General features: G+C 69.2%; 24 protein-coding genes. 16 read left to right on the top strand and 8 right to left on the bottom strand.

The window, feature by feature from the left end:
- Positions 1–213 precede the first annotated feature (213 nt).
- Genes IEZ09_RS18285 through IEZ09_RS18310 form a run of 7 tightly spaced genes read left to right on the top strand, consistent with a single transcriptional unit; the run spans position 214 to position 8,829 of the window.
- A complete protein-coding gene (locus IEZ09_RS18285) occupies positions 214–1,620 on the top strand; it encodes a family 2B encapsulin nanocompartment shell protein (RefSeq protein ID WP_229812678.1) in 1,407 nt (468 codons plus the stop codon).
- Between the two features lie 9 nt (positions 1,621–1,629).
- Positions 1,630–2,715 carry a terpene synthase family protein gene (locus IEZ09_RS46510; protein ID WP_229812679.1) on the top strand — a complete coding sequence of 362 codons (1,086 nt, stop codon included), beginning with the start codon at positions 1,630–1,632 and terminating at the stop codon, positions 2,713–2,715.
- Positions 2,708–3,709, top strand: coding sequence for a terpene synthase family protein (locus IEZ09_RS46515; protein WP_229812680.1), 1,002 nt, complete (start codon positions 2,708–2,710; stop codon positions 3,707–3,709). Before IEZ09_RS46510 ends, IEZ09_RS46515 begins: the two co-directional genes overlap by 8 nt.
- A 21-nt stretch (positions 3,710–3,730) precedes the next feature.
- Positions 3,731–5,131, top strand: coding sequence for a family 2B encapsulin nanocompartment shell protein (locus tag IEZ09_RS18295; protein ID WP_229812681.1), 1,401 nt, complete (start codon positions 3,731–3,733; stop codon positions 5,129–5,131).
- A gap of 15 nt (positions 5,132–5,146) precedes the next feature.
- A complete protein-coding gene (locus IEZ09_RS18300; protein WP_189254925.1) occupies positions 5,147–6,181 on the top strand; it encodes a family 2 encapsulin nanocompartment cargo protein polyprenyl transferase in 1,035 nt (344 codons plus the stop codon).
- A gap of 10 nt (positions 6,182–6,191) precedes the next feature.
- The gene (locus tag IEZ09_RS18305; protein WP_189254926.1) at positions 6,192–7,133 is read left to right on the top strand and encodes a 4-hydroxy-3-methylbut-2-enyl diphosphate reductase; all 942 of its coding nucleotides are present in this window, start codon (positions 6,192–6,194) and stop codon (positions 7,131–7,133) included.
- Positions 7,123–8,829: a 1-deoxy-D-xylulose-5-phosphate synthase gene (locus IEZ09_RS18310; RefSeq protein ID WP_189254927.1), complete on the top strand. Its 1,707-nt coding sequence runs from the start codon at positions 7,123–7,125 to the stop codon at positions 8,827–8,829. The genes IEZ09_RS18305 and IEZ09_RS18310 overlap by 11 nt, the downstream gene beginning before the upstream one ends.
- Here IEZ09_RS18310 and IEZ09_RS18315 read toward each other — a convergent pair.
- Positions 8,792–9,889: an acyltransferase family protein gene (locus IEZ09_RS18315; RefSeq protein WP_189254928.1), complete on the bottom strand. Its 1,098-nt coding sequence runs from the start codon at positions 9,887–9,889 to the stop codon at positions 8,792–8,794. The genes IEZ09_RS18310 and IEZ09_RS18315 overlap by 38 nt on opposite strands.
- Before the next feature lie 128 nt (positions 9,890–10,017).
- Between IEZ09_RS18315 and IEZ09_RS18320 the strand changes: the two genes are divergently transcribed.
- Positions 10,018–10,329 carry a hypothetical protein gene (locus tag IEZ09_RS18320; RefSeq protein ID WP_189254929.1) on the top strand — a complete coding sequence of 104 codons (312 nt, stop codon included), beginning with the start codon at positions 10,018–10,020 and terminating at the stop codon, positions 10,327–10,329.
- Positions 10,330–10,465: 136 nt separating this feature from the next.
- Here IEZ09_RS18320 and IEZ09_RS18325 read toward each other — a convergent pair whose 3' ends face one another.
- Positions 10,466–11,587, bottom strand: coding sequence for a citrate synthase (locus IEZ09_RS18325; protein ID WP_229812682.1), 1,122 nt, complete (start codon positions 11,585–11,587; stop codon positions 10,466–10,468).
- 42 nt (positions 11,588–11,629) lie between these two features.
- On the opposite strand from IEZ09_RS18325, the gene IEZ09_RS18330 reads away from it, so the two are divergent.
- Positions 11,630–12,751: a citrate synthase/methylcitrate synthase gene (locus tag IEZ09_RS18330; protein ID WP_189254931.1), complete on the top strand. Its 1,122-nt coding sequence runs from the start codon at positions 11,630–11,632 to the stop codon at positions 12,749–12,751.
- Between the two features lie 10 nt (positions 12,752–12,761).
- Here IEZ09_RS18330 and IEZ09_RS18335 read toward each other — a convergent pair whose 3' ends face one another.
- The gene (locus tag IEZ09_RS18335; RefSeq protein WP_189254932.1) at positions 12,762–12,923 is read right to left on the bottom strand and encodes a hypothetical protein; all 162 of its coding nucleotides are present in this window, start codon (positions 12,921–12,923) and stop codon (positions 12,762–12,764) included.
- A gap of 71 nt (positions 12,924–12,994) precedes the next feature.
- Between IEZ09_RS18335 and IEZ09_RS18340 the strand changes: the two genes are divergently transcribed.
- Positions 12,995–13,939: a helix-turn-helix domain-containing protein gene (locus IEZ09_RS18340; protein ID WP_189254933.1), complete on the top strand. Its 945-nt coding sequence runs from the start codon at positions 12,995–12,997 to the stop codon at positions 13,937–13,939.
- Here the strand turns inward: IEZ09_RS18340 and IEZ09_RS18345 are convergent.
- Positions 13,844–14,377, bottom strand: coding sequence for a MarR family winged helix-turn-helix transcriptional regulator (locus tag IEZ09_RS18345; protein ID WP_189254934.1), 534 nt, complete (start codon positions 14,375–14,377; stop codon positions 13,844–13,846). The two genes, IEZ09_RS18340 and IEZ09_RS18345, sit on opposite strands and share 96 nt — an antisense overlap.
- 94 nt (positions 14,378–14,471) lie before the next feature.
- On the opposite strand from IEZ09_RS18345, the gene IEZ09_RS18350 reads away from it, so the two are divergent.
- Together IEZ09_RS18350 and IEZ09_RS18355 are read left to right on the top strand one after the other, a co-directional pair.
- Entirely contained in the window at positions 14,472–15,029 is a 558-nt protein-coding gene (locus tag IEZ09_RS18350; RefSeq protein ID WP_189254935.1) for a YceI family protein, read from the top strand.
- Positions 15,030–15,165: 136 nt separating this feature from the next.
- The gene (locus IEZ09_RS18355; protein ID WP_189254936.1) at positions 15,166–15,816 is read left to right on the top strand and encodes a response regulator transcription factor; all 651 of its coding nucleotides are present in this window, start codon (positions 15,166–15,168) and stop codon (positions 15,814–15,816) included.
- Here IEZ09_RS18355 and IEZ09_RS18360 read toward each other — a convergent pair.
- Positions 15,813–17,378, bottom strand: a complete 1,566-nt coding sequence (locus IEZ09_RS18360) for a GAF domain-containing sensor histidine kinase (RefSeq protein ID WP_189255033.1) — start codon at positions 17,376–17,378, stop codon at positions 15,813–15,815. The genes IEZ09_RS18355 and IEZ09_RS18360 overlap by 4 nt on opposite strands.
- Positions 17,379–17,578: 200 nt before the next feature.
- Between IEZ09_RS18360 and IEZ09_RS18365 the strand changes: the two genes are divergently transcribed.
- A complete protein-coding gene (locus IEZ09_RS18365) occupies positions 17,579–18,265 on the top strand; it encodes a hypothetical protein (RefSeq protein WP_189254937.1) in 687 nt (228 codons plus the stop codon).
- A 30-nt stretch (positions 18,266–18,295) separates the two neighbouring features.
- On the opposite strand, the gene IEZ09_RS18370 is transcribed toward IEZ09_RS18365, so the two are convergent.
- The 3 genes from IEZ09_RS18370 to IEZ09_RS18380 all read right to left on the bottom strand — a co-directional run bounded on the left by IEZ09_RS18370 (position 18,296) and on the right by IEZ09_RS18380 (position 20,866).
- A complete protein-coding gene (locus IEZ09_RS18370; RefSeq protein WP_229812683.1) occupies positions 18,296–18,976 on the bottom strand; it encodes a 3-keto-alpha-glucoside-1,2-lyase-like domain-containing protein in 681 nt (226 codons plus the stop codon).
- A gap of 123 nt (positions 18,977–19,099) precedes the next feature.
- Positions 19,100–20,257 (bottom strand): hypothetical protein, encoded by a 1,158-nt coding sequence (locus IEZ09_RS18375; protein WP_189254939.1) that lies wholly within the window; start codon positions 20,255–20,257, stop codon positions 19,100–19,102.
- Positions 20,258–20,338: 81 nt separating this feature from the next.
- The gene (locus tag IEZ09_RS18380; protein WP_189254940.1) at positions 20,339–20,866 is read right to left on the bottom strand and encodes a CGNR zinc finger domain-containing protein; all 528 of its coding nucleotides are present in this window, start codon (positions 20,864–20,866) and stop codon (positions 20,339–20,341) included.
- A gap of 117 nt (positions 20,867–20,983) precedes the next feature.
- On the opposite strand from IEZ09_RS18380, the gene IEZ09_RS18385 reads away from it, so the two are divergent.
- The 3 genes from IEZ09_RS18385 to IEZ09_RS18395 all read left to right on the top strand — a co-directional run bounded on the left by IEZ09_RS18385 (position 20,984) and on the right by IEZ09_RS18395 (position 22,642).
- A complete protein-coding gene (locus IEZ09_RS18385) occupies positions 20,984–21,418 on the top strand; it encodes a nuclear transport factor 2 family protein (protein ID WP_189254941.1) in 435 nt (144 codons plus the stop codon).
- Positions 21,419–21,422: 4 nt separating this feature from the next.
- Positions 21,423–22,103, top strand: a complete 681-nt coding sequence (locus IEZ09_RS18390) for an MOSC domain-containing protein (protein WP_189254942.1) — start codon at positions 21,423–21,425, stop codon at positions 22,101–22,103.
- Positions 22,104–22,249: 146 nt separating this feature from the next.
- Entirely contained in the window at positions 22,250–22,642 is a 393-nt protein-coding gene (locus IEZ09_RS18395) for a nuclear transport factor 2 family protein (protein WP_189254943.1), read from the top strand.
- Positions 22,643–22,655: the final 13 nt, after the last annotated feature.

Genomic DNA, 22,655 nt, shown 5'->3' on the forward strand with positions numbered 1-22,655 from the left:
ACACTAATACGAATATCAACGACTCACCCTCCTGCCGATACGAAGGTGGTTGCGTAGGTCAGGAGTTGTACGCTCCGTAGCTTCCAGAGGCGTAAGGCACCCACCCGAATGTCGCCTTTTTGGCCCCTTCACAGTCCTCAATCGCGAGAACTAACGTCCATTCCGGCTTATCGGATTGGTCCATTAGCGCATTGAGATAGGTGGGTGTGGGTTGTGACTGTGACGGATTCTGACCTCAATGAGGGCCGTCAGCAGCTGAGTTTGGGCACGGCCGCCGCACGTAATCTGGCCACGACCACCAAGTCCGTCCCGCAGATGCAGGGAATCACTTCCCGCTGGCTGCTCAAGGTGCTGCCCTGGGTTCAGGCCGCGGGTGGTGCCTACCGCGTCAACCGCCGTCTCACCTACACGTTGGGCGATGGACGCGTTTCGTTCACCAACATCGGCGCGGACATCCGCGTCGTGCCCCAGGAGCTGACCGAGCTGTCGCTGCTGAAGGGCTTCGACGACGACGCCGTCCTCGCCGCGCTGGCCGGCCGCTTCCAGCAGCGCGAGTTCGGCATCGGCGAGCTCATCGTCGAAAAGGGCCGTCCGATGGACACCGTCGTGCTGATCGCGCACGGCAAGGTCGACAAGATCGGCACCGGTGAGTACGGCGGCGAGACCGTCCTGGGCAACCTGGCCGACGGCGAGTACTTCGGCGAGACCGTGCTGGCGGGGCCACAGGGCGAGTGGGAGTACTCCGCCAAGGCCGTCACCCCGGTCACCGTCCTCACGCTGTCGTGGGACGACTTCCAGGCTCTCAACGGCGAGGCCGGCGGCCTGCGCGCGCACATCCAGCAGGCCTACAACAACCGCAACAAGCCGCAGAACGACTTCGGTGAGGCCGAGATCGGCCTGGCGGCCGGCCACGACGGCGAGCCCGTGCTGCCCGGCACGTTCGTCGACTACGAGCTCTCGCCGCGCGAGTACGAGCTGAGCGTCGCGCAGACCGTGCTGCAGGTCCACACGCGTGTCGCGGACCTCTACAACAACCCGATGGACCAGGTCGAGCAGCAGTTGCGGCTCACGATCGAGGCCCTGCGCGAGCGCCAGGAGCACGAGATCGTCAACAACCGGTCGTTCGGCCTGCTGCACAACGCGGACCTCAAGCAGCGCATCCACACCCGCTCCGGCCCGCCCACCCCTGACGACTTCGACGAGCTGCTCTCGGTGGTGTGGAAGGACCCCGGCTACTTCCTCGCCCACCCGCGCACGATCGCGGCGTTCGGCCGCGAGTGCAACAAGCGCGGCATCTACCCGCAGCACATCGACTTCAACGGCCAGTCCGTCCCCGCGTGGCGCGGCATCCCGGTGCTGCCGTGCAACAAGATCCCGATCTCGGACACCCGCACGTCGTCGGTCATGCTGATCCGCGTCGGCGAGCAGAACCAGGGTGTCATCGGCCTGCACCAGACCGGCATCCCCGACGAGTACCAGCCGGGCCTTTCGGTGCGGTTCATGGGGATCAACGACCAGGCGATCATCAACTACCTGGTCAGCGCCTACTACTCGGCAGCGATCATGGTGCCGGACGCGATCGGTGTGCTGGAGCACGTCGAGCTGGGCCGCGAAGGCTAGCCGGAGAAGATGGCCACCGCACCTTTCACCATGCCGGAGTTCTACGTGCCGCACCCGGCACGGATGAACCCGCATCTCGAACGTGCCCGCGTCCACTCGACGCAGTGGGCGCGGGACATGGGGATGCTCGACACCGGGGTGTGGACACCGGAGATCCTCGCGGGCGACGACTACGGGTTCATGTGCGCGTGGACCCACCCGGACGCGCCCGCGGAGATCCTCGACCTCATCACGGACTGGTACGTCTGGGTCTTCTACTTCGACGACGAGTTCTTCGCGGAGTTCAAGCAGAACACGGACGTGACCGGGGCGAAGGCCTATCTCGACCGGTTGCCGGCGTTCATGCCGATCAACGGCACGGATCCGACGCCCCAGCCGCGCAACCCGACCGAACGCGGCCTGGTCGACCTCTGGCAGCGGACCATCCCGCTGATGTCGCAGGACTGGCGGCGCCGGTTCACCACGAGCACCCACAACCTGCTGCTCGAGTGCATGTGGGAAATCAAGAACATGGCGTCCGGCACCGTCGCCAACCCCATCGAGTACATCGAGATGCGCCGCAAGGTCGGCGGCGCGCCGTGGTCGGCGAACCTGGTGGAGGTCTCGGAAGCGGCGGAGGTGCCCGCGTCGATCGCGGGCACCCGGCCGCTGCGGGTGCTCTCCGACACGTTCTCCGACGCCATCCACCTGCGCAACGACATCTTCTCGTACGAGCGGGAAGTCCAGCGCGAAGGCGAGAACTCCAACGGGGTCCTCGTGTTCGAGAAGTTCTTCGGCCACGACACGCAGACCGCCGTCGAAGCCGTGAACACCCTGCTGACCTCCCGCCTGCACCAGTTCGAGAACACGGTCTTCACCGAGCTGCCGGTGCTGTTCGCCGAGCACGGCGTCGGCCCGCTGGAGCAGGCTCGGGTGCTCAAGTACGTGAAGGGCCTGCAGGACTGGCAGTCCGGCGGACACGAGTGGCACCTGCACGCCGGCCGCTACACCAAGGTCGACGGCGGAGCCGGCAACTCGGCGTTCTTCCGCACGATCCTGCGCGGGCCCACCGGTCTCGGCACGTCCGGCGCGTGGCTGGGGGTGGCGCGTGGCTGAGTTCGACATGCCGTTCCCGGCACGGCTTTCCCCGCACCTCGACCGGGTCCGTCAGCACACCAGGACGTGGGTGCGGGACATGGGCATGCTGAACGGCGCGCCCTGGACCGAGGCGTTCTACGACGCGGCGGACTACGGCGGCTTCGCACCGCTGACGCACCCGACGGCGTCGCTCGACGACCTGAAGCACATCGGCGACTGGCACACGTGGGGCTTCTACGTGAGCGACGCGTTCCGGGAGGGCTTCCTGCGGCCGCGCAACGTCGCCGGCGGCAAGGCTTTCGTCGCCCGGCTCAAGTCGGTGCTGGCCGGGTCGGCTCCGTCGGCGAACCCCGCGGAGAGAGGCCTGGCCGACCTCGTCTCGCGGTCCACTTTGGACTCCGAAGACACCGAGCACCTCGGCGAGCACCTGGACGCGCTGTTGTGGGAGCTGCACAACACCGCCCAGGGCCGGGTGCCGGATCCGATCGACCTCGTGGAGATGCGGCGGCGGTCGATCGCCGCGGAGCTGTCCGCGAAGCTGGTGCGCAAGTCGGTCGGCGCGGAGCTGCCCGCGGAGTTGCTGCGCAACAGCACGATGCGGGCGCTCGTCGACTCGTTCGGCGACGTTCCCGCGTTGCGTCAGGAGATCGTCGGGTTCGACCGCGTCTACGCCACCGGTGCCAGCACGACCAGCGCGGTGCTCGCCGTCCAGCAGTTCTTCGACTGCGAGCGGGAGCAGGCGGTGTCGGTCGCCGCCGACCTGATCGCGGCACGGCTGCGGCAGATCGTCTCGATCATCGCCGAGCTGCCGTCGATCGCGGCCGAGTACGACCTCGACGAGGCGGCGCGGGCCGGGCTGCACCGGTACGTCGAAGCGCTGAAGTCGTGGCTGGCCGGTGAACTGCTGTGGACGCAGCGATCCGGCAGGTTCAGCTTCACCCCCACCCCCACCCGCAAGTCCTTCCACTCCCCCACGGGACTCGGCACTGCCGCCGCAGTCCTTGCCCGCTGAAGCAGATTGGCGTGATTCGCAGTGACTGTTACCGATCCGGGTCTCGGGGTCGACGAGCAGCAGCTGAGCCTTTCCACCGCCGCAGCCCGCAACCTCTCGACGACCACCAAGTCCGCGCCGCAGATGCAGGGCATCTCGCCCCGGTGGCTGCTGCGCATGCTGCCCTGGGTCGAGGCCAAGGGTGGCGCGTTCCGGGTCAACCGGCGCCTGAGCTACGCGGTCGGTGACGGCCGCGTCACGTTCACCAGCGTCGGTTCCGAGGTGCGTGTCGTGCCGCAGGAGCTGTGCGAGTTCGTGCTGCTGCGCGGGTTCGAGGACGAGGCGGCGCTGACCGCCGTCGCGAACCGCTTCGAGCAGCGCGAGTACGAGCCGGGTGAGGTGATCGCGGAACGCGGCGCGTCCGTCGACCAGATCGTCGTCATCGCGCACGGCAAGGTCACCAAGACCGGCCTCGGCGAGTACGGCGACGAGGTGGCGCTCGGCACGATCGCGGACGGCGAGTACATCGGCGACGAACCCGTCCTGTCCGGCGTCGAGAAGAACTGGAGCTTCACGGCGCGGACGCTGACGCCGACGACGGCCGTCGTGCTGTCGCGGGCGGCCTTCAACCAGCTCAACGGGCAGATCGAGCCGTTGCGCGAGCACATCGCGCACCAGCTCGCGCACCCCTCGGCGCCGTCGAACAAGCACGGTGAGGCGGAGATCCACCTCGCCTCCGGGCACGACGGCGAGCCGGTGCTGCCCGGCACGTTCGTCGACTACGAGCTGCGGCCGCGCGAGTACGAACTCTCGGTGGCACAGACGATCCTGCGCGTCCACACGCGGGTGGCCGACCTCTACAGCCAGCCGATGGACCAGGTCGAGCACCAGCTGCGGCTGACGATCGAGGCCCTGCGCGAACGGCAGGAGTTCGAGCTCGTCAACAACAAGGAGTTCGGCCTCATCGCCAACGCCGACCTCAAGCAGCGGATCAGCACCAGGTCCGGGCCCGTCACGCCGGACGACATGGACGAGCTGATCTCCCGGCGCCGCAACACCAAGCTCATCCTGGCGCACCCCAAGGCGATCGCCGCGTTCGGCCGGCAGCTGAACTCGCGCGGCCTGTACGCGCCGACGGTCGAGGTGGAGGGCAAGCCGCTGCAGTCGTGGCGCGGCATCCCGATCGCGCCGTGCGACAAGATCCCGGTCAACAAGAACGGCACCACGTCGATCCTCGCGATGCGCCTGGGCGAGGAGAAGCAGGGTGTCGTCGGCCTGCGCCAGACCGGCATCCCCGACGAGTACGAGCCCGGCCTGAACGTGCGGTTCATGGGCATCGACGAGCACGCGGTGCTCAAGTACCTGGTGTCGACGTACTACTCGGCCGCGGTGCTGGTGCCGGACGCGCTCGGCGTGCTGGAGAACGTGGAGATCGGTCTCTAAACCATGACCGCGGAGATGACTGAACCTCTCGCTGCCGGACGGCCGGCGGCCGAGGTGCTCGCGTGGAGCCGGGGCCTCGTGCTCCCGGCTCTGCGCAAGGCCGTCGAACAGCTGCCCCCGTCGATGCGCACGATCGCCGAGTACCACCACGGGTGGCGCGACGAGTACGGCAACCCGGTGCTGGAGAACGGTGGCAAGGCCATCCGTCCGGCCTTGGTGCTGCTGGCGGCCGAGGCCGTCGGCGGCACCGCCTCCGCCGCCGTGCCGGCCGCGGTGGCGGTGGAGCTCATCCACAACTTCTCGTTGCTGCACGACGACGTGATGGACAGCGACACGACCCGGCGTCACCGTGCCACGGCGTGGACGGTGTTCGGCGTCAACGCGGCGATCCTGGCCGGTGACGCGTTGCAGGCGTTGGCCGTGGACGTCCTTGCCGCGTCAGGACATCCGCGTGCTCTGGAGGCGATCCGGACGCTGGGTGACGCCGTGGTGGCGTTGCTCGACGGGCAGGCGTTCGATCTCGACTTCGAGACGCGGTCCGACGTGAAGGTGTCCGAAGTGGAGCAGATGGCGCGCGGCAAGACCGGCGCGCTGCTGGGCGCCTCGACTGCGTTGGGCGCGCTGTACGGCGGCGGGACCGACGAACAGGTCGAAGCGATGCGCGGGTACGGCGCCGAGCTGGGTCTGGCGTTCCAGCACGTGGACGACCTGCTCGGCATCTGGGGCGACCCGGAGGTGACCGGCAAGGCCGCGCACTCGGACCTGGCCAACCGCAAGAAGTCCCTGCCGGTCGTGCACGCCCTGACCGCGGGAGTTCCGGCGTCCGCCGAGCTCGCGTCGCTGTACTTCGGCGCTCACGAGATGAACGCCGAGACGCTGGCGCGGGCAGCTTCGCTCGTCGACGCCGCCGGTGGCCGGGCGTGGAGCCAGGAGCAGGCCGGCGAGCTGCACACGCAGGCGTTGGTTCACCTCGGTGAAGCCTCGCCGACCGCGCGTGCGGCGGTGGAGCTCGGCACGCTCGCCCAGCTGGTGACCCATCGAGACCATTGAAAGGCACCTGATGACGGAACACCCGCCGCGTTCGGTGCTGCTCGCCTCACCCCGGTCGTTCTGCGCCGGGGTGGAGCGCGCCATCGAGATCGTGGAACGGCTGCTCGACCAGCGCGGCGGCCCCATCTACGTGCGCAAGCAGATCGTGCACAACATCCACGTGGTGCGGTCGCTGGAGGCTCGCGGTGCCGTGTTCGTGGAGGAGCTGTCCGAGGTGCCCGCGGGTGCCACCGTGGTGTTCTCCGCGCACGGTGTCTCTCCCGCCGTCCGTGCCGAGGCCGTGTCCAGGTCGCTCGACGTGCTGGACGCGACCTGTCCTCTCGTGGCGAAGGTGCACGCCGAGGCCAAGCGGTTCGCCGAGCGCGGCGACACGATCGTCCTCATCGGACACGCCGGGCACGAGGAGGTCGAAGGGACGCTGGGAGAAGCGCCCGACCAGATGGTGCTCGTCGAGACCGTCGACGACGTCGAGGCCCTCGACGTCACGGGTCCCGTGTCGTACCTGACGCAGACGACGCTGGCCGTGGACGAGACGGCGGACGTGATCGAGGCGTTGCAGCGCAAGTTCCCCCAGCTGCGCGGGCCGGGGTCGGACGACATCTGTTACGCGACGACGAACCGGCAGATCGCCATCCGGGACGTGGCCGCGCAGTCGGACCTGGTTCTCGTGGTGGGCTCGAAGAACTCGTCCAACTCGGTGCGGATGGTCGAGCTGGCCGCGCGCGGCGGCACTCCGGCGTATTTGATCGACGACGCGTCGGAGATCGATCCGGCGTGGCTCGCCGGGGTGTCGACGGTCGGCCTGTCGGCCGGTGCCTCGGCGCCGCCCGAACTGGTGGACGAGGTGGTGTCGGCCTTGCGGGCCTTGGGTTCCGTCACCGTGTCGACGCACACGACGGCCACCGAGACGGTCTCCTTCACGCTGCCGCTGGCGGTGCGCCGTGCTGGCTGACATCACCTCGCCCGCGGACGTCCGGGCGCTCCCCTCCTCGGCACTCGGTTCCCTGGCAGAGGAGATCCGGGCGTTCCTGATCTCCAGGGTGCACCGGACCGGCGGGCACCTCGGCCCGAACCTCGGTGCCGTCGAGCTGACGATCGCGGTGCACCGGGTGTTCTCCTCGCCCGTCGACGTCGTGCTGTTCGACACTGGTCATCAGTCGTACGTGCACAAGATGCTGACCGGCCGGTGCACCGACTTCGACTCGTTGCGCCAGGCCGGTGGCCTGTCCGGTTATCCGTCGGCGGCCGAGTCCGCGCACGACGTCATCGAGAACTCGCACGCGTCGACCGCACTGTCCTATGCGGACGGTCTGGCGAAGGCCTTCGAGCTGTCCGGCGCCGATCGCCGGGTCGTGGCCATCGTCGGCGACGGCGCACTGACCGGTGGGATGTGCTGGGAGGCGTTGAACAACATCGGCGGGTCGGCTCGGCCGGTCGTGGTGGTGCTGAACGACAACGGCCGCTCCTACGACCCGACCACGGGCGGCTTCGCGGCGTCGTTGCGCTCCGGCACCGCGCGGGGGCTGTTCGAGGCGCTGGGGCTCGCCTACCTCGGCGAGGTCGACGGCCACGACGTGCACGCCGTCGAGAACGCCCTGTGGGAGGCCAAGGCTCTGGGGCGGCCGGTGGTCGTGCACTGCAAGACCGTGAAGGGCAAGGGGTACGAGGCCGCCGAAGCCGACGAGGCCGACCGCATGCACGCGGTCGGCGCGTCCGGGGCGTCGACCGGCCGCACCTGGACCGACGCGTTCTCCGACGAGATCGTCGCCATCGGCTCGGAGCGTCCGGACATCGTCTGCGTGACCGCGGCGATGCTGGAACCGGTGGGTCTGCGGCCGTTCTCGCAACGCTTTCCCTCGCGGGTCTTCGACGTGGGCATCGCCGAGCAGCACGCCGTGACGTCGGCCGCCGGCATGGCGATGGGCGGCCTGCACCCGGTCGTCGCCGTCTACGCGACCTTCCTGTCGCGCGCCTTCGACCAGCTGCTGATGGACGTGGCACTGCACCGGTTACCCGTGACGTTCGTGCTGGACCGCGCCGGGGTGACCGGCCCGGACGGCGCGTCGCACCACGGCATGTGGGACGCCTCCGTCCTCCCCGTGGTGCCGGGACTGCGCCTAGCCGCGCCGCGCGACCCTTCGTCGCTGGCCGCGTTGCTGCGCGAGGCCGTCGCGGTGTCCGACGGCCCGACCGTCGTGCGCTATCCCAAGTCCTCGGCCGGGCCCGACGTGCCGGCGTTGCGCAGGGTGAGCCATTTCGACGTGCTGCGCGAGGTTCCGGACGCCGAGGTCCTGCTGGTCGCGGTGGGACCGCTGGCCGGTCCGTGCCTGGCGGCGGCTCTCGAGCTGGAATCGCACGACGTCCGGGTCAGCGTGGTCGACCCGAGGTGGATCGCTCCCCTGGACCCGCACCTCGTGAAGTACAGCAGCCGGCACCGCCTGGTCTTGGCGGTGGAGGACACGACCTCGACCGGTGCTCTGGGTTCTCGTCTGGGGCAAGCTCTGACCGGCAGCTCCACGTGCGTGGCGACCTTCGCGTTGCCCGCGCGGTTCCTGCCGCACGACTCACGCGCCCGCATCCTGCGCGCCCACGGCCTGGACGCGGCGGGCATCACGACGAGCGTGCTGAAGCGCCTCGGCGGGAAGTGACGACCCAGCCGATCGCGAACGCCAGCGCGATCGCTCCCCCACCCACCACCGGCGCCTTCACCTCGGCCGGCAGGTCGAGCGGCCGCATCGCCGTGGCGAGGCTGAGCAGAATCGGCCCCTGCACGATGAACGCGACGTAGGCGGACCGCGCCAGCCCTTCGGCGAGGGGCCCGTGGCCGGTCAGCCTGCGTTGCGCGAGCCCGATGAGCCACAAACTGCCCGCCACCACCAGAACTCCCTCGGTGAGCGCCAGCGCCAGCGCCTGCCACCGCCAGCCCCCGAGGAACGGCTCGGCACTCTTCGCGAGGTCCAGCACCCCGAACAGCGCCGCCGCGACGGGCAACGCCGCGATCGTGGCGACGACGACGTTGCGGCACGTCCGGTAGATCTCGTCCGGCACCCGCTCGGCCAGCTTCCGCCCGCCGATCGCGCCGAGCAGGAACATGCCGAGGCACTGCGGCCACCACCACAGGTGCAGGTCGCCCACCTGCCCGCTGCGCGCCGGGAACACCAGCCGCGTCAGGAACGTCGTCCCCGCCACGAGCATCGTCATGCCGACGACGGTTCTGGTGGTGATGGCGCGTTCCCTGACCGGCGGCAGGAACGCCGCCGCGATGCTGAACACCAGCAACACGCCCACGAACCACAGCGATCCGCTGTCCAGGAACGGATCCCGGTGCGTGAACGCGTGCCACCAGCTCACGTCCTGCCCGGCCCCGTTGTAGGCGATCCACACGAACGTCGGCCAGACGACCACGGCGCTGACCACCCACGGCGTGCCCAGGCGGACCAGCCGGTCGGCGATGAACCGCTGCCGCCCTTTGCGCTCGATCGAGCCGGGCGTGAAGATCCCGGCCATGAAGTAGAACGTGCCCATGAAGAACAAACCGGACGGCCCGATCAACGCCGCCAGCACGGTCTCCACGCCGGGGTGGAACGTGACCTCGTTGACCTCGTCGTAGGGCCAGCCCCCGACGGCGGCGTAGCCCAGCAGCGCGTGGCCGCCGATGACCCACGCCACGAGGATCACCTTCAGGTTGTCCACAGCGGACAATCTCACGCGTCCCATGGTCCGCTTCCGGAAGTCCGGACGCCACCACCAACGGGACGGATATGGTTGTGCGCGGTCAGTTGCGACCCGCTGCGACGAGACACGCCATCGCTGTTCCCCGGGCGAACATCGTCACCATGGCCGGCACGTTGCTGGGGGTGCTGGCCGGCGGAGTGCTCGCTCGGCGCACGCAGGAACGCCACTGGCTCAAGGACACCGAGGCCGAGGCGTACGCCGCGGTGCTGCGGGAGTACACGCGCGTCGAGTTCGACCTGCGGATGGCCCACGTCGAACGCAGGGCGCCGAAGGTCGACTGGGCGCCGTGGGGTGCCGCGCCGACGGCGTTGAGCCTGGTGGCCGAGGACAGGGCCGTCTCGGCGGCCGAACAACTCGCCAGGACCTTCGTGAGCATGGAGGCCCACCTGCACAACGCGGAACCGCAGCAGTAAAAGTGGCTGAGGCTGCAACGCACCCTGATCGACGAGCAGATGGCCTTCGTCAACCTCGCCCGCCGGAGCCTGAACCGGACCCAGCCCGAGCTCACCGTGCGGGTGGGCGGCCCGCCCGCGACGCCGGAGTAGTGCGCTACGGGCGGTCGCCCGTGTACACGCCCAGCGTGCGGAACCGCAGACCCGGCTCCTGGTACTCCTCCATCGCGTGCGCGACCCACCCCACGATCCGCGCGATCGCGAAGATCGCCTCGCCCGCGTCCGGCGGCATCTTGAACGTCAGGCCTAGCTGCGCGAGCGCCAGGTCGACGTTCGGGAACGTCTGCGGCTGCGTGGCGATGATCTTGTCCGCCACCAGGTCGCCGTGGCCGCGCAGCAACGCCAGCAGGTGGTCGGCGCGCGGGTCGCGCGAGGAGTAGACCCGGTGGCCGAAGCCCGGGATCGGCTGGCCAGAGCGCAGGTGCTCGGCCACGGCGCCCATCGGATCGCTTTCGGCCTGCGCCAGGAAGCGGTGCGCGAGGGTCGTGGCGGTGCCGTGCTTCTGACCCTCCATGGCACCCAGGCCGGCGGACACCACCGCGTACGGGTGCGCACGGGCGGAGGCGGCGACGCGGGCGGCCATCGTCGAGATCGCCATGTCGTGGTCGGCCAGCAGGATCAGGGCCGCGTTCAGCACCTCCGGGACGGGCGGCAGTGGCGACAGGCGGGCCCACAGGCGGTCGGCGATGTCGGTGCCCTCGGGCTTGCCGAGCAGCGGCAGGGACTCGACCACGTCGGCAATGAGGGACTTGGCGGTGGAGACGGCCCGGTCGAGGTCGAAGCGGAGCGGGTCGCCCGCGCTGGCGAGGGCCACGGCCACGCGGACGCGGTCGGTCAGGGTGGCGCTCTCCGGCAGGGCCATCCAGATCTCCTGGCCCTCCGGGAACTGCAGGCCGACGGTGTCGATCTCCGTCCACAGCCAGTGGGCCACGTCCTCGAAGCGCCTGGTGCTCGCGAGCTGGGGAACCGAGCGGCCGCGGTAGTAGAGGCGGTCGCCCTCCAGCAGGGAGATGCGGGTGCGGATGCGATCGGTCACAGCGGCCACTGCTCCGCGCGCACCAGTGCGTTGCGCCAGGGCCTCCACCTCGGCGACGTCGAACATGCTCTGGCGGTTGACCTTCTTGCTGGTCAGGAGGCCGCGGCTGACGTAGGCGTACACCGTCGCCGGTTTGACGCCCAGGCGCCGGGCAGCTTGATTCGTCGTCAACATTGATTCCATCAACATTGACTGTACTAGACATGTTGACGGAGCCTGTTGTCCATGTTGATTGATGCACCCAAAGGGCTTAAAGACGTCGTCGTCACCACCACCCAGATCGGGGACGTGAACGGGGCCGCGGGCTACTACCACTACCGCGAGCACGACGCGATCGAACTGGCCAGGACCCGGTCGTTCGAGGACGTGTGGTTCCTCTTCGTCGAGGGCAGGCTGCCCGGTCCCGACGAGTCCGCGCTCTTCGCGGCGCAGACCGCCGAACTGCGGCAGCTGCCGGCGACGATCAGCGAGGTGCTGCCCGCGATCGCGCGCTCCGGCTGCACGGCGCTGGCCGGGCTGCGGACGGCGTTGTCGATGCTGCCGTCGCAGCCGATGTGGGACGCGCCGATGAGCGACAGGAAGGCGGACGCGCTGCGGGTCAGCGCGATGACGCCGACGATCCTCGCGGCACTGCACAGGCTCAAGCTGGGACTTGATCCGGTCAACCCCAGGGTTGATCTGTCAACGTCGGCGAACTGGTTGTACATGTTGACTGGACAGGAGCCGTCAACGTGGACGAGCCGTGCCGTCGAGCAGTACTTGATCGCCACGATCGACCACGGCTTCAACGCGTCGACGTTCACCGCGCGCGTGGTCGCCAGCGCGGGTGCGGACGTCGTGTCCGCCGTGACGGCGGCGATCGGCACGTTCTCCGGGCCGTTGCACGGTGGTGCGCCGGACCGGGCGCTGGAGGCGCTCGACCTCATCGGATCGCCGGACAACATCGACGCCTGGGTGCGGGAGCGGATCGAGCAGGGCGACCGGATCATGGGCTTCGGCCACGCCGTCTACAAGACCGAGGACCCGCGGGCCCGCCTGCTCAAGGAGATCGCGCTCGAGCACCCCACCGAGCTGACGAGGTTCGCCGTCACGGTCGAGCGCCGGGTCACCGAGCTGCTGGCCGAGCTCAAGCCCGGCCGGCAGCTGTACGCGAACGTGGAGTTCTACGCCGGCGTGGTGATGGAGCTGTGCGGGATCCCGCGGGAGATGTTCACGCCGACGTTCGCGTGCAGCCGGGTGATCGGGTGGTGTGCCAACGCGCTCGAACAGTCCGAGGACACGAAGATCATCCGCCCGGTCGCCCGCTACACGGGTCCGCTGCCCCACGTTGATCCAACCCCACATTGATCAACACGGCTCAAGTGAGGTAGCGCAGTTCGTCGCGCACGCGGATGCGGTCGCGGTCGGTCACGTCGGTCGAACCGGCGAGACCTCCGGAGTACAGGCTGTTGCGGTCGCGGTGCCGGTCGAGCCAGAGGGAGATGCCTGCGAGGACGAGGACGATCAGTGCAAGAGTCATGGCACTAAGTTTGCGATCCACCAGATCCTGCCAACAGTGGCAGATCTGACGATGAGAGCTAAAATCCTGCCATGCTGCAATCGGTGGCGGTTCCGCTGATCGACGGTGTCGCGCCGTTCGAGTTCGGCCTGCTCTGCGAGGTGTTCGGGTTCGACCGGACCGACGACGGCGTGCCGCCGATCGATTTCCGCGTGTGCGGCGAGTTCCCGAACCAGCCGGTGGCGACCAACGTCCGCGGGATCACCATCACGCCGGAGTTCGGGTTCGACGCGATGCACGACGCCGACCTGGTCGCGCTGCCGGCCGCCCGCGTGCGCGACGAGTACCCGGAGAAGCTGGTCAAAGCGCTCCAGGAGACCGACGCGACGCTGCTCAGCGTCTGCAGCGCGGCGTTCATCCTGGGCGCCGCCGGACTGCTCGACCACCGGCGCTGCACCACGCACTGGCGTGAGGTGCGGCAGTTCCGCGAGCGCTTCCCGAAGGCGCAGCTCGATCCGGACGTGCTGTTCGTGGACGACGGCAACATCATCACCAGCGCCGGCACCGCCGCGGGCATCGACGCGTGCCTGCACCTCGTCCGGCGCGAGCTCGGCACCAAGGTCGCCAACACGATCGCGCGCAGGATGGTCGTGGCACCGCAGCGCGACGGCGGTCAGCGGCAGTTCGTGGAGCTGCCCATCCCCGACTGCAGCGCCGACAGCCTCGAACCGGTGCTGGAGCGGGTGCTGGAGACGATCGCGGACAACCACACGGTGGCGTCCATGGCGAAGCTCGCCGTCATGTCCGAGCGGACGTTCGCGCGCAAGTTCGTCGCGGAGACCGGCACCACCCCGAACAAGTGGCTCTCCCTGCAGCGGGTGCTGCACGCGCGCAGGCTGCTCGAGGAGACCGACCTGGACGTCGACGCCGTCGCCGCCAGGTCAGGCTTCGGGACAGCCGCTCTCCTGCGGCACCACTTCCATCGGGTCGTCGGCGTCGCACCGAGCGATTACCGACGCACATTCGCCTGTCGTTAGGCGCGTGAAGACCTTCTCGGAGATCTCCCGCAACGTCTCGACCTCGGCGTCGGAGAGCTGGTCGAACACCAGCGCCCGCACGGTCTCGGCGTGCGCGGGCGCGGCCGCCTCGATCGCCGAACGGCCCAGGTCGGTCAGCACCACGAACGAGCCGCGTCCGTCGCTGCGGCAGTTCTCCCTGCGCACCAGTCCGCGCTTCTCCATCCGGGCCACGTGATGTGAGATGCGACTCTTCTCCCAGTGCAGGGACCGTGCGAGCTCCAGCACCCGGACGCGTTCGTCCGGCGTGTCCGTGAGCTGCACCAGCACGGCGAAGTCGGCCATCGAGATGTCCGAGTCGACCGACATCTGCCTGCTCAGGTGCGCGTTGAGCTCCCCCTGCATGCGGACGTAGGCACGCCACGCCCGCTGCTGCTCAGGTTCCAGCCATCGTGTCACGTGTTCAGCATACGGGAATAGTTGACACATCATCCACGTTCGGGCAAGGTGGATGACACTTCAACCAAATCGACCGACCGAAGGACTGACCACCATGACCACCGCCACCAACCTCTCCGAGCTGACCGGCGCCTACGTCATCGACGCCTCGCACTCCCGCATCGGTTTCGTCGCCCGCCACGCGATGGTCACCAAGGTGCGCGGTGCGTTCAACGAGTTCGACGGCAAGATCAACATCGATGGTGACAAGCCGGAGAACACCACCGCCGAGGTGACCCTGAAGGTCGCGAGCATCGACACCCGCAACGCGCAGCGCGACGGTCACCTGACCACCAACGACTTCCTCGACGTCGAGAACTACCCGGAGATCAAGTTCGTCTCGACCTCCGCGAAGCAGATCGACGACGACAACTTCGAGATCACCGGTGACCTCACCATCAAGGGCGTCACCAAGAGCATCACCATCCCGTTCGCCTTCGAGGGCGTGGCCGTCGACCCGTTCGGCAACACCCGCGTGGGCTTCGAGGGCTCGCACACCATCAACCGCAAGGACTACGGCGTGACGTGGAACGCCGCGCTGGAGACCGGCGGCGTCCTGGTGAGCGAGAAGGTCGTCCTCGAGTTCGAGATCTCGGCGATCAAGCAGGGCTGAACGACCACCACTGGGCACGGGGCGCGGCGACTTCGCCGCGCCCCGCTCGCATTTCGCGAAAAGTAAGCCCGATCGTCGTAGTGTGCCGCGTGCCGTTGGTCCCCTCGGGTCAGGGACTTTGGGCTACCGTGACCCAATGGCGACGCGTGTTTTCCTCGTCGACGACCACGAGATCGTCCGCCGCGGCATCGCGGACCTGCTCGGCGAGGAGTCCGATCTCGAGGTGGTCGGTGACGCGGCGTCGGTCACGGAGGCGCTGGCCAAGGTGCCAGGAGCCCAGGCCGACGTGGCGGTGCTCGACATCAGGCTCCCCGACGGCAACGGCATCGAGCTGTGCCGCGAGCTGCGCAGCCGCCTCCCGAACCTCCAGTGCCTGATGCTGACGAGCTTCGCCGACGACGAGGCCCTGTTCGACGCGATCATGGCGGGGGCGTCCGGCTTCGTGCTGAAGCAGATCCTGGGCGCCGACCTGGTCAACGCCGTGCGCACCGTCGCGGCAGGACAGTCGCTGCTCGACGCCCGCACGACGTCGGCCCTGCTGAACCGCATCCGCCGCGAACGCGAGGAGGGCGACCCGCTGCGCATGCTCAGCGAGCAGGAGCGCACGGTCCTCGACCTCATCGGCGAGGGCCTGACGAACCGGCAGATCGCCGAGCGCATGTTCCTCGCGGAGAAGACCGTCAAGAACTACGTCTCGCACCTGCTGGCCAAGCTCGGCATGCAGCGCCGCACCCAGGCCGCGGTGTTCGCGTCGCAGTTCCGCAAGGACGGCGAGAAGCCCCGTTAGTTCAGCGGCACACGCCAGACCACGCAGGCACCGCCTCCCTCGGTTCCGCGCGCCGCGAGCGTGCCGCCGAACTTCTCCGCGCGGCGAGCGAGATTGCGCAGACCGCTGCGCGCCGCGTCGGGCGGGATGCCGATCCCGTTGTCCTGCACGGTGATCACGACGTCCTCACCGGCGTCGATCAGCACGGTCAACTCGGTGGCCTGAGCGTGCCGGACGGCGTTCGTCACGGCCTCGCGCACCACGGCCTCGACGTGCTCGGCGAGCTCCGGCGGCACCGAGTTGTCGACGGTGCCGGACATCCGCACGGACGGCGACAGGTGCGTCGAGGCGGTCAGGCCCGCCACGAGGTCGAGCAGCCGGCGGCGCAGTGACGTGTTGTCGGCCGAGTGCAGGTCGAAGATCGACGTGCGGATCTCGCGCACGGTCTCGTCGAGCTGTTCCACGGCTGTCCGCAGGCGTGCGGCGATCTCGGGCTCGGTGATGCGCCGCATCGTCGCCTGCAGCGTGAGGCCGGTGACGAACAGCCGCTGGATGACGTGGTCGTGCAGGTCGCGGGCGATGCGGTCGCGGTCCTCCAGCACGTCGAGCAGGCGCTGGGAGCGTTGCTGCTCGGCGAACTCCAGCGCGACCGCGGCCTGGTCGGCGAACGACGCCAGCACCGGCACCTGGTCGGGCAGGAACCGCGTCTCGCCGCCCTTGCGCAGCACCACCAGCGCGCCGGTGACGACCGCGCCCGACCGCAGCGGGACGGCGAGCGCCGGTCCGAACCCCGAGCCCAGGTCGTCGACCAGCTGCGGGACACCGGACCGGATCACCTCGGCCACCGCGTTGTCGGAGGCGTTGAAGTCGTCGACCCTGGTGCCCGCGCTCGCCGCGACCGTCAGCGGCTCGTGCTGGCCGTCGCCGAGCACGACGAGGGCCGAGTCGGCGTTCGCCAGCTCCACCGTGCGCTGGGTGATCAGGCGCAGCGCGTACTCGCCGGACGCGCCGCCGAGCAGTTCGGAGTTGACCTCGCCGATCGCCTCCAGCCACCGCTCGCGCATCCGCGACTTCTCGAACAGCCGCGCGTTCTCGATCGCGATGCCCGCGGCCGCGGCCAGCGCCTGCAGCACGGCCTCGTCGTCCGCGGTGAACTCGGCGGCGTCGATCTTCTCCGTCATGTAGAGGTTGCCGAACACCTCGTCGCGCACGCGCACGGGCACGCCCAAGAAGCTGTGCATGGGTGGGTGGTTCGGCGGGAAGCCGACGGACATGTCGTGCTTGGCCAGGTCGCGCAGCCGCAGCGGGGTCGGGTCCTTGATCAGCAAGCCGAGCAGGCCCTTGCCCTCTGGCAGGTGGCCCATCGTCGCGCGCGTTTCCTCGTCGACGCCGACGTAGACGAACGCGGCCAGGTCGTCGCGCGTGCCGAGGACGCCGAGCGCGCCGTAGCGGGCGCCAACGAGGTCCACGGCGGCCTGGACGATGCGCTGCAACGTCGAATCGAGCTCCAGCCCGGACGCGACCGCGAGCACGGCGCCGAGCAGCTCCTGCATGTGGTCGCGCGTGGTGACGATCTCGTCCATGCGGTCGCGGACCTCGTCGAGCAGCTCGTCGAGGCCTCGGCGACCAAGCGCGTCAGACACGCGGACTAGATTCGCACATTTTCATCCGTCGCACGGGGCTGACCGCCCGTCGCGCCGTGACGACCGCCCATCGCACGGCCCTATGAAGTGGGGACCTTCGGCCGTGGACGGCTCCCCGCGTCCGACCGGACAGTGTGGGCATGACGATCGCCGTGCCCGACTCGCTCGGACTCGCGGGTGAGGACGTGCGCGGCGTCCTCGCGCTCGCGAGAGCCTCCGCGCCGGGCGTGCGCTTCGAGGTTCGTCCCGAGCAGATCGAGCTGCACACCGCCGGCCCGCACAGCAGGGACACCCGGATCGCCTGCGGTGTCGTCCTGCTCAACGTCCGGCTGGCGTTGCAGGGCCACGGAATCCGTCCACTGGTGACGCTGTTGCCCGGCCAGAGCGCCAACGACGCCGCCGCGGCCGTGCGGCTCGGCGGCTACCAGGAGCCGGATCCGGACGTGCTGGCGTTGCTGCACGCGTTGCGGACGAACCGTCGCACGTGGACGACCTACCCCGAACTTTCGTGCTGGCGCGGACTCCTGTCGCGCGCGGCCGAGGTGGAACGCGCCTGGCTGCACGTGAAGGACGGCGCCGAGCTGGTGCTGTGCACGTTCAACCAGGGGGCCGCGGCGGAAATCCGTGCGGGGCAGGCGATGCAGCGCGTGGCGTTGACGGCGGGAACGATGGGGATCGCCGTCGGCCCCGCACTGGACCCGATCAGCCTGTCCGCGCTGCGCGCGGACCTGCGCCCGTGCCTCGGCAACACGCTGGTGCCGCAGATGGTCCTGCGGCTGGGTGCGGGGATGAACACGTGCCCGTCCCGGGCCGCGCGGGGGTCATGACTCGCGACGCGGGACGGGCACGGTTCCCCTCTACCCGGAGGTCGTGATGAACTTCGTCGGGTCGGCGACCGGTGACTCGACGACCAGGTCCTTGTACTCGTCCTCGATGCCCTTGTTGTGGATCTGGATCGCCACCGGCGCCTCGCGGCCGGCTGGTTCCTTCTTGTCCTCGAACTTCAGGACCTCCTGCGCCTTGCACCTGGCCGCGCCGTCGGGCAGCGGACAGCACGCCATGCGCGCGATTCCGGTGTCACCGTTGGCGAGGATCTCGCACTGCGCCCACTTCTTCACGTCCCAGTTCGGGTGCGGGTACTTGGTGAAGAGGCCCTTGCCGCCGTTGTTGTGGCCCGGCCGGTAGTCCCACGCGCCACCGTTGGGCGGCTGGAACTGGATCGCGCCGAGACCGTTCAGCGGCGGTGTCTGGATCTTGCCCCAGATCAGCACGGTCGGCTTGTGGTTGCCGGAGACCTGACGCACCTTGAAGATCCAGCGGAAGCTCTTGTACTGCTGCTTGTTGTAGTAGATCCAGCCGCGCGAGGCGTTCTTCTGGCTGTGGATCGCGCCGTTCTTCACGACGAACGCGTCCTTGGCGTGCATGGTCCAGCCGTCGAGGGTCTTGCCGTCGAAGATGGGCACCAGCACGGGATCCGCGGCTCTGGCCGGGGTCATCCCCGCGACGAGCGCCAGCACGAAGGCAGCGACTATCCACAATGGACGACGAAGCATCTGTTACCGTCCTCGGCTCCGAGGTTTTCGGCAGCGACGGTGCACTCACCGTAGAACCGAGTCATCGGAGCAGTCAACGGAAACGCGTGTTTCTGAAAACGGACAACCCTAGCGCGACAACACCGCCCTCCACAGCAGCCGGGCCAGTTCCGGGTGACAGATGTCGTTGTGGGCACCGGCGATTCCGTCGATGCGGCGGATCACCGACGTGCAGTCGACGTTGTGCACCTGCCCCCTGGTCAGTTCGCCGGGAGATCCGATGTTGTGGCCGTGGGCGTAGGTGCCCTGCACACCGTGCGCGCCGATGGCGCCGTACTTCGGGTACTCGTCCAGGTCGACCTGCCGCCCCGACCGCGCGGCCAGCGGGTAGAACCGTCCGATGGCGTAGTCGTGCGACGAGGTCGTGACGATGATCGGACCCGGCACGCGGCCGAGCACGCCGCGGAAGTAGCCGGAGCCGGGTTCACCCGGCAGCCGTTCCGCGAACGACCAGAGCGACATCGCGCCCTGCACCAGGGTCAGCGTCGCGGGCTGCACCGCGTTCGCCATCGCGGCCGCGGTGATGCAGCCGAAGCTGTGGCCCATCAGGTGGATGCGCGCCTGCGGGGCGGCCTGGGCGACCTCGCGGGCGATCCGCGCCGCGCCGCTCTCCCCGAACACCTTCGCGCGGCGCTTCATCTTCCAGAACGTCAGGATCCGCAACGGCGACAGGATCCCGCCCAGCGCCGGATCCTCCAGGCACGCCCGGTAGAGCTGCTCGGCGTCGAAGGCCATCCCGTCCTCGCCCGGCAGGTCGGGAACGGAGCTCTCCAGGTAGTCGTAGGCCTGCTTGACCGCCGCCGACATCCGGCACGGGTGCTGCCGCGCGGCTTCGACGATCGTGCGCACCGCGGCGGTGCGACCGGCGCCTCCCCCGAGCCGCTGAGCCTGCGCCTTGATGAACTCGTCGGAGCGGACGTCCTCGTCGCCCCACGCCTTCGACGGCCAGTGCAGGCCAACGAGCAAGGCCTTGAAGCCGCCGGGAAGCCGGTGCGCCGCCTCGCGTTCGGCGCGGCAGTCGGCCATGGTCTTCACCCACTGCCCGTACTGCTGCCGGGCGGCGGGCACGTCGCCGTTCCACCCGTGGATGAAGAAGAACACGTCGGTGACGCCGCGGCGGGCGTCGTACAGGACGTCCGCGCTGTCGCGCCCCCGCTCGTTGCCCGTCTCGTCGAAGCAGACGAGGTGATAGCTGATGTCGTGGCCTGGCACGGATTCTCGGGACATCGCGGATCACCACCACACAAAAGCGCGCCCTACTGTTCTCCGGTTATCGGAACTGAGGCGGCTCATGTGTAGCCTCTGCGATCAGGAAAACCCGTTCGGACCAGGGGATTCACCCCGATTGCGCCGGTAGTGTCGTGCCGCGCGGACCCTGTTGCCACACGCCGGCGAGCACCACTCGCGCCGCGGGTGGTCCTTGACGAAGTACAGCACGCAGCCCGGCGCATAACAGGCGCGCAACAGCACCCGGTTGTCGCCGGTGAACAGCTCCACGGCCTCGGCGGCGATGGCAGCAAGCGCTTGCCGGGCGAGCGGACCCTCGCTTGCGTTGTCCCGCAACAGTTCCCCGTCGCTCACCGCCAGCTGAGGCCACTGCCGCGCACTCCTCGCCGCGCGGTTCACCTCGGCCACCGCGCGCTCCAGGTCACGATTCCGCGCGATCGCACGCGTGTCCTCGGTGAGCACGCCGGCGAGATCGCGGAGTGCTTGCCGCAGCGCCCGGAACGCCGTGAGGTCGTCCTCGTCCGCGGGCACGCCCAGGAAGTCGCGAAGCCCACGGACCGTGGTCAGGTCGTCGTGCACCTGCGACCGGTTGGCCCAGATGGTGTTCATCAGCAGGACCGGACGTGGTTCGTCGGGCGTCAGCACATCTAACGGTAACACAGGCTTGCATCCGTTAGGCATCCGTTCTAACGTTTGCAGCGTCGCCCAACCGTTGGAAGGACTCCCGTGAATCTCGTCCCCCCGTTCGACGCCGACACCGCCCGGCTCAAGGTGCAGGCGGCCCAGGACGCCTGGAACACCCGCGATCCCCAGCGGGTTGCCCGCGCCTACACCCCGGATTCGGTGTGGCGCAACAGGTCCGAGTTCATCCGCGGCACCGGCGAGATCATCGCGTTCCTGACGAAGAAGTGGGAGCGCGAGCACGAGTACGCGCTGCGCAAGTCGCTGTGGGCCTACGGCGACAACCGCATCGCCGTGCGCTTCCAGTACGAGTGGCACGACGACGAGGGCCAGTGGTGGCGCAGCTACGGCAACGAGAACTGGGAGTTCGCGCCGTCGGGCCTGATGAGCCGCCGCGAGGCGAGCATCAACGACGTGCGGATCTCGGCGGAGGACCGCCGCATCGACCCCAGCTCGACCTACGACCTCCCGACGGAGTGACGAGATGCACGTCGAAGCGCTGTGGCGCTACCCGGTGAAGTCACTGGGCGGCGAACCGCTCCAGCAGGCCGAGTTCACCACCGACGGCGTGGCGGGCGACCGGCTCGTCCACGTCCGGGGCCCGCGCGGGGTCCTGACCGGACGCACCCGGTACGGCCTGCTCACCATCCCGGCCTCCACCGGCCCCGACGGCCCGCTCGTGGACGGACATCCTTGGGACAGCTGGGAAGCCCACGCGCTGGTGCTCCCCCACGGCGGCCGGCTGACCCGCTACACCGGGCCGGAACGCTTCGACGTGCTCAACGTTCTGGTGGCCACGGACGGCCAGGTCGAGGCGGCCGGCGTCGACGTGCGGCGGCTGCGGCCCAACATCCTGATCGGCGGTGTGGAGGCCGGCGAGGAGGACGGCTGGCCGGGGCACGCGCTGGTGATCGGTGACGTGGTCATCGGGATGTTCCAGAAGCGGGCGCGGTGCGTGGTCACGACGATCGACCCGGACACCGGGGCGCAGGACCTCGACGTGCACCGGCGGATCCGGCGCGAGTTCGGCGGGGTGCTGTGCCTCGACAGCTGGGTGGTCCGGCCGGGCGTGGTCGACGTGGGTGACACCGTGGAGGTGGTGCCGACCGACGAGCTGCCCGACCGCGTCGGCGGGTGGATCGTCGGGGCTCCTTACGCCGTCTGAACCTCCAAATGTCCGATTGAGGAACATCGGAGCACTTGCCAGCCTGGCGACCGGGGAAACACTTCGTCGCCTTGGGGGACTTCGTGCTGCGTCACCGGCCACGGTTGATACCGGCGAAATCGCACCGCGGCCGGCGAGGCTTGTTCGTGGCCTTCGCCGGCCTCGGCCTGCTCGCAGGCTGTTCCACCGCACCGGACACCGGCGCGGACGCTCCGCGCGCCGCGGTCGACGCCTACGTCCAAGCACTCAACGCCCGCGACGCACAGGCTCTGTCCCGTCTGGCTCCGCCGGGCAACGACGCGACCGACGACATCCGCCGGCGAATCGACACCAACGGCGGCCGGGACATCCGTCTCACCAACGCCGACATCTCCAGCGAGACCACCCCGGACGTTGCAGCGGCGCGGCTCACCGGCACCAGCTCGGCCGGTGACTACAGCGAGCGCATCACGTTGGCCCGCACGGACGGCCGCTGGTACGTCGTGCTCGGCGAAGCGCGCCAGAACCCGTCGAAACAGCCCGCCGGCACTGAACCGTAAGCCGCCGGACCCC

Source organism: Lentzea flava (assembly GCF_014648475.1).
Taxonomy (GTDB): domain Bacteria; phylum Actinomycetota; class Actinomycetes; order Mycobacteriales; family Pseudonocardiaceae; genus Lentzea; species Lentzea flava.

Coding starts and splice junctions, on each gene's coding strand:
- IEZ09_RS46510 (WP_229812679.1), top strand. CDS start 1,630: ATGGCCACCGCACCTTTCACCATGCCGGAGTTCTACGTGCCGCACCCG.
- IEZ09_RS18300 (WP_189254925.1), top strand. CDS start 5,147: ATGACTGAACCTCTCGCTGCCGGACGGCCGGCGGCCGAGGTGCTCGCG.
- IEZ09_RS18305 (WP_189254926.1), top strand. CDS start 6,192: ATGACGGAACACCCGCCGCGTTCGGTGCTGCTCGCCTCACCCCGGTCG.
- IEZ09_RS18320 (WP_189254929.1), top strand. CDS start 10,018: ATGGCCGGCACGTTGCTGGGGGTGCTGGCCGGCGGAGTGCTCGCTCGG.
- IEZ09_RS18325 (WP_229812682.1), bottom strand. CDS start 11,587: ATGGAATCAATGTTGACGACGAATCAAGCTGCCCGGCGCCTGGGCGTC.
- IEZ09_RS18330 (WP_189254931.1), top strand. CDS start 11,630: ATGTTGATTGATGCACCCAAAGGGCTTAAAGACGTCGTCGTCACCACC.
- IEZ09_RS18335 (WP_189254932.1), bottom strand. CDS start 12,923: ATGACTCTTGCACTGATCGTCCTCGTCCTCGCAGGCATCTCCCTCTGG.
- IEZ09_RS18340 (WP_189254933.1), top strand. CDS start 12,995: ATGCTGCAATCGGTGGCGGTTCCGCTGATCGACGGTGTCGCGCCGTTC.
- IEZ09_RS18350 (WP_189254935.1), top strand. CDS start 14,472: ATGACCACCGCCACCAACCTCTCCGAGCTGACCGGCGCCTACGTCATC.
- IEZ09_RS18355 (WP_189254936.1), top strand. CDS start 15,166: ATGGCGACGCGTGTTTTCCTCGTCGACGACCACGAGATCGTCCGCCGC.
- IEZ09_RS18360 (WP_189255033.1), bottom strand. CDS start 17,378: ATGGACGAGATCGTCACCACGCGCGACCACATGCAGGAGCTGCTCGGC.
- IEZ09_RS18365 (WP_189254937.1), top strand. CDS start 17,579: ATGACGATCGCCGTGCCCGACTCGCTCGGACTCGCGGGTGAGGACGTG.
- IEZ09_RS18375 (WP_189254939.1), bottom strand. CDS start 20,257: ATGTCCCGAGAATCCGTGCCAGGCCACGACATCAGCTATCACCTCGTC.
- IEZ09_RS18380 (WP_189254940.1), bottom strand. CDS start 20,866: ATGAACACCATCTGGGCCAACCGGTCGCAGGTGCACGACGACCTGACC.
- IEZ09_RS18390 (WP_189254942.1), top strand. CDS start 21,423: ATGCACGTCGAAGCGCTGTGGCGCTACCCGGTGAAGTCACTGGGCGGC.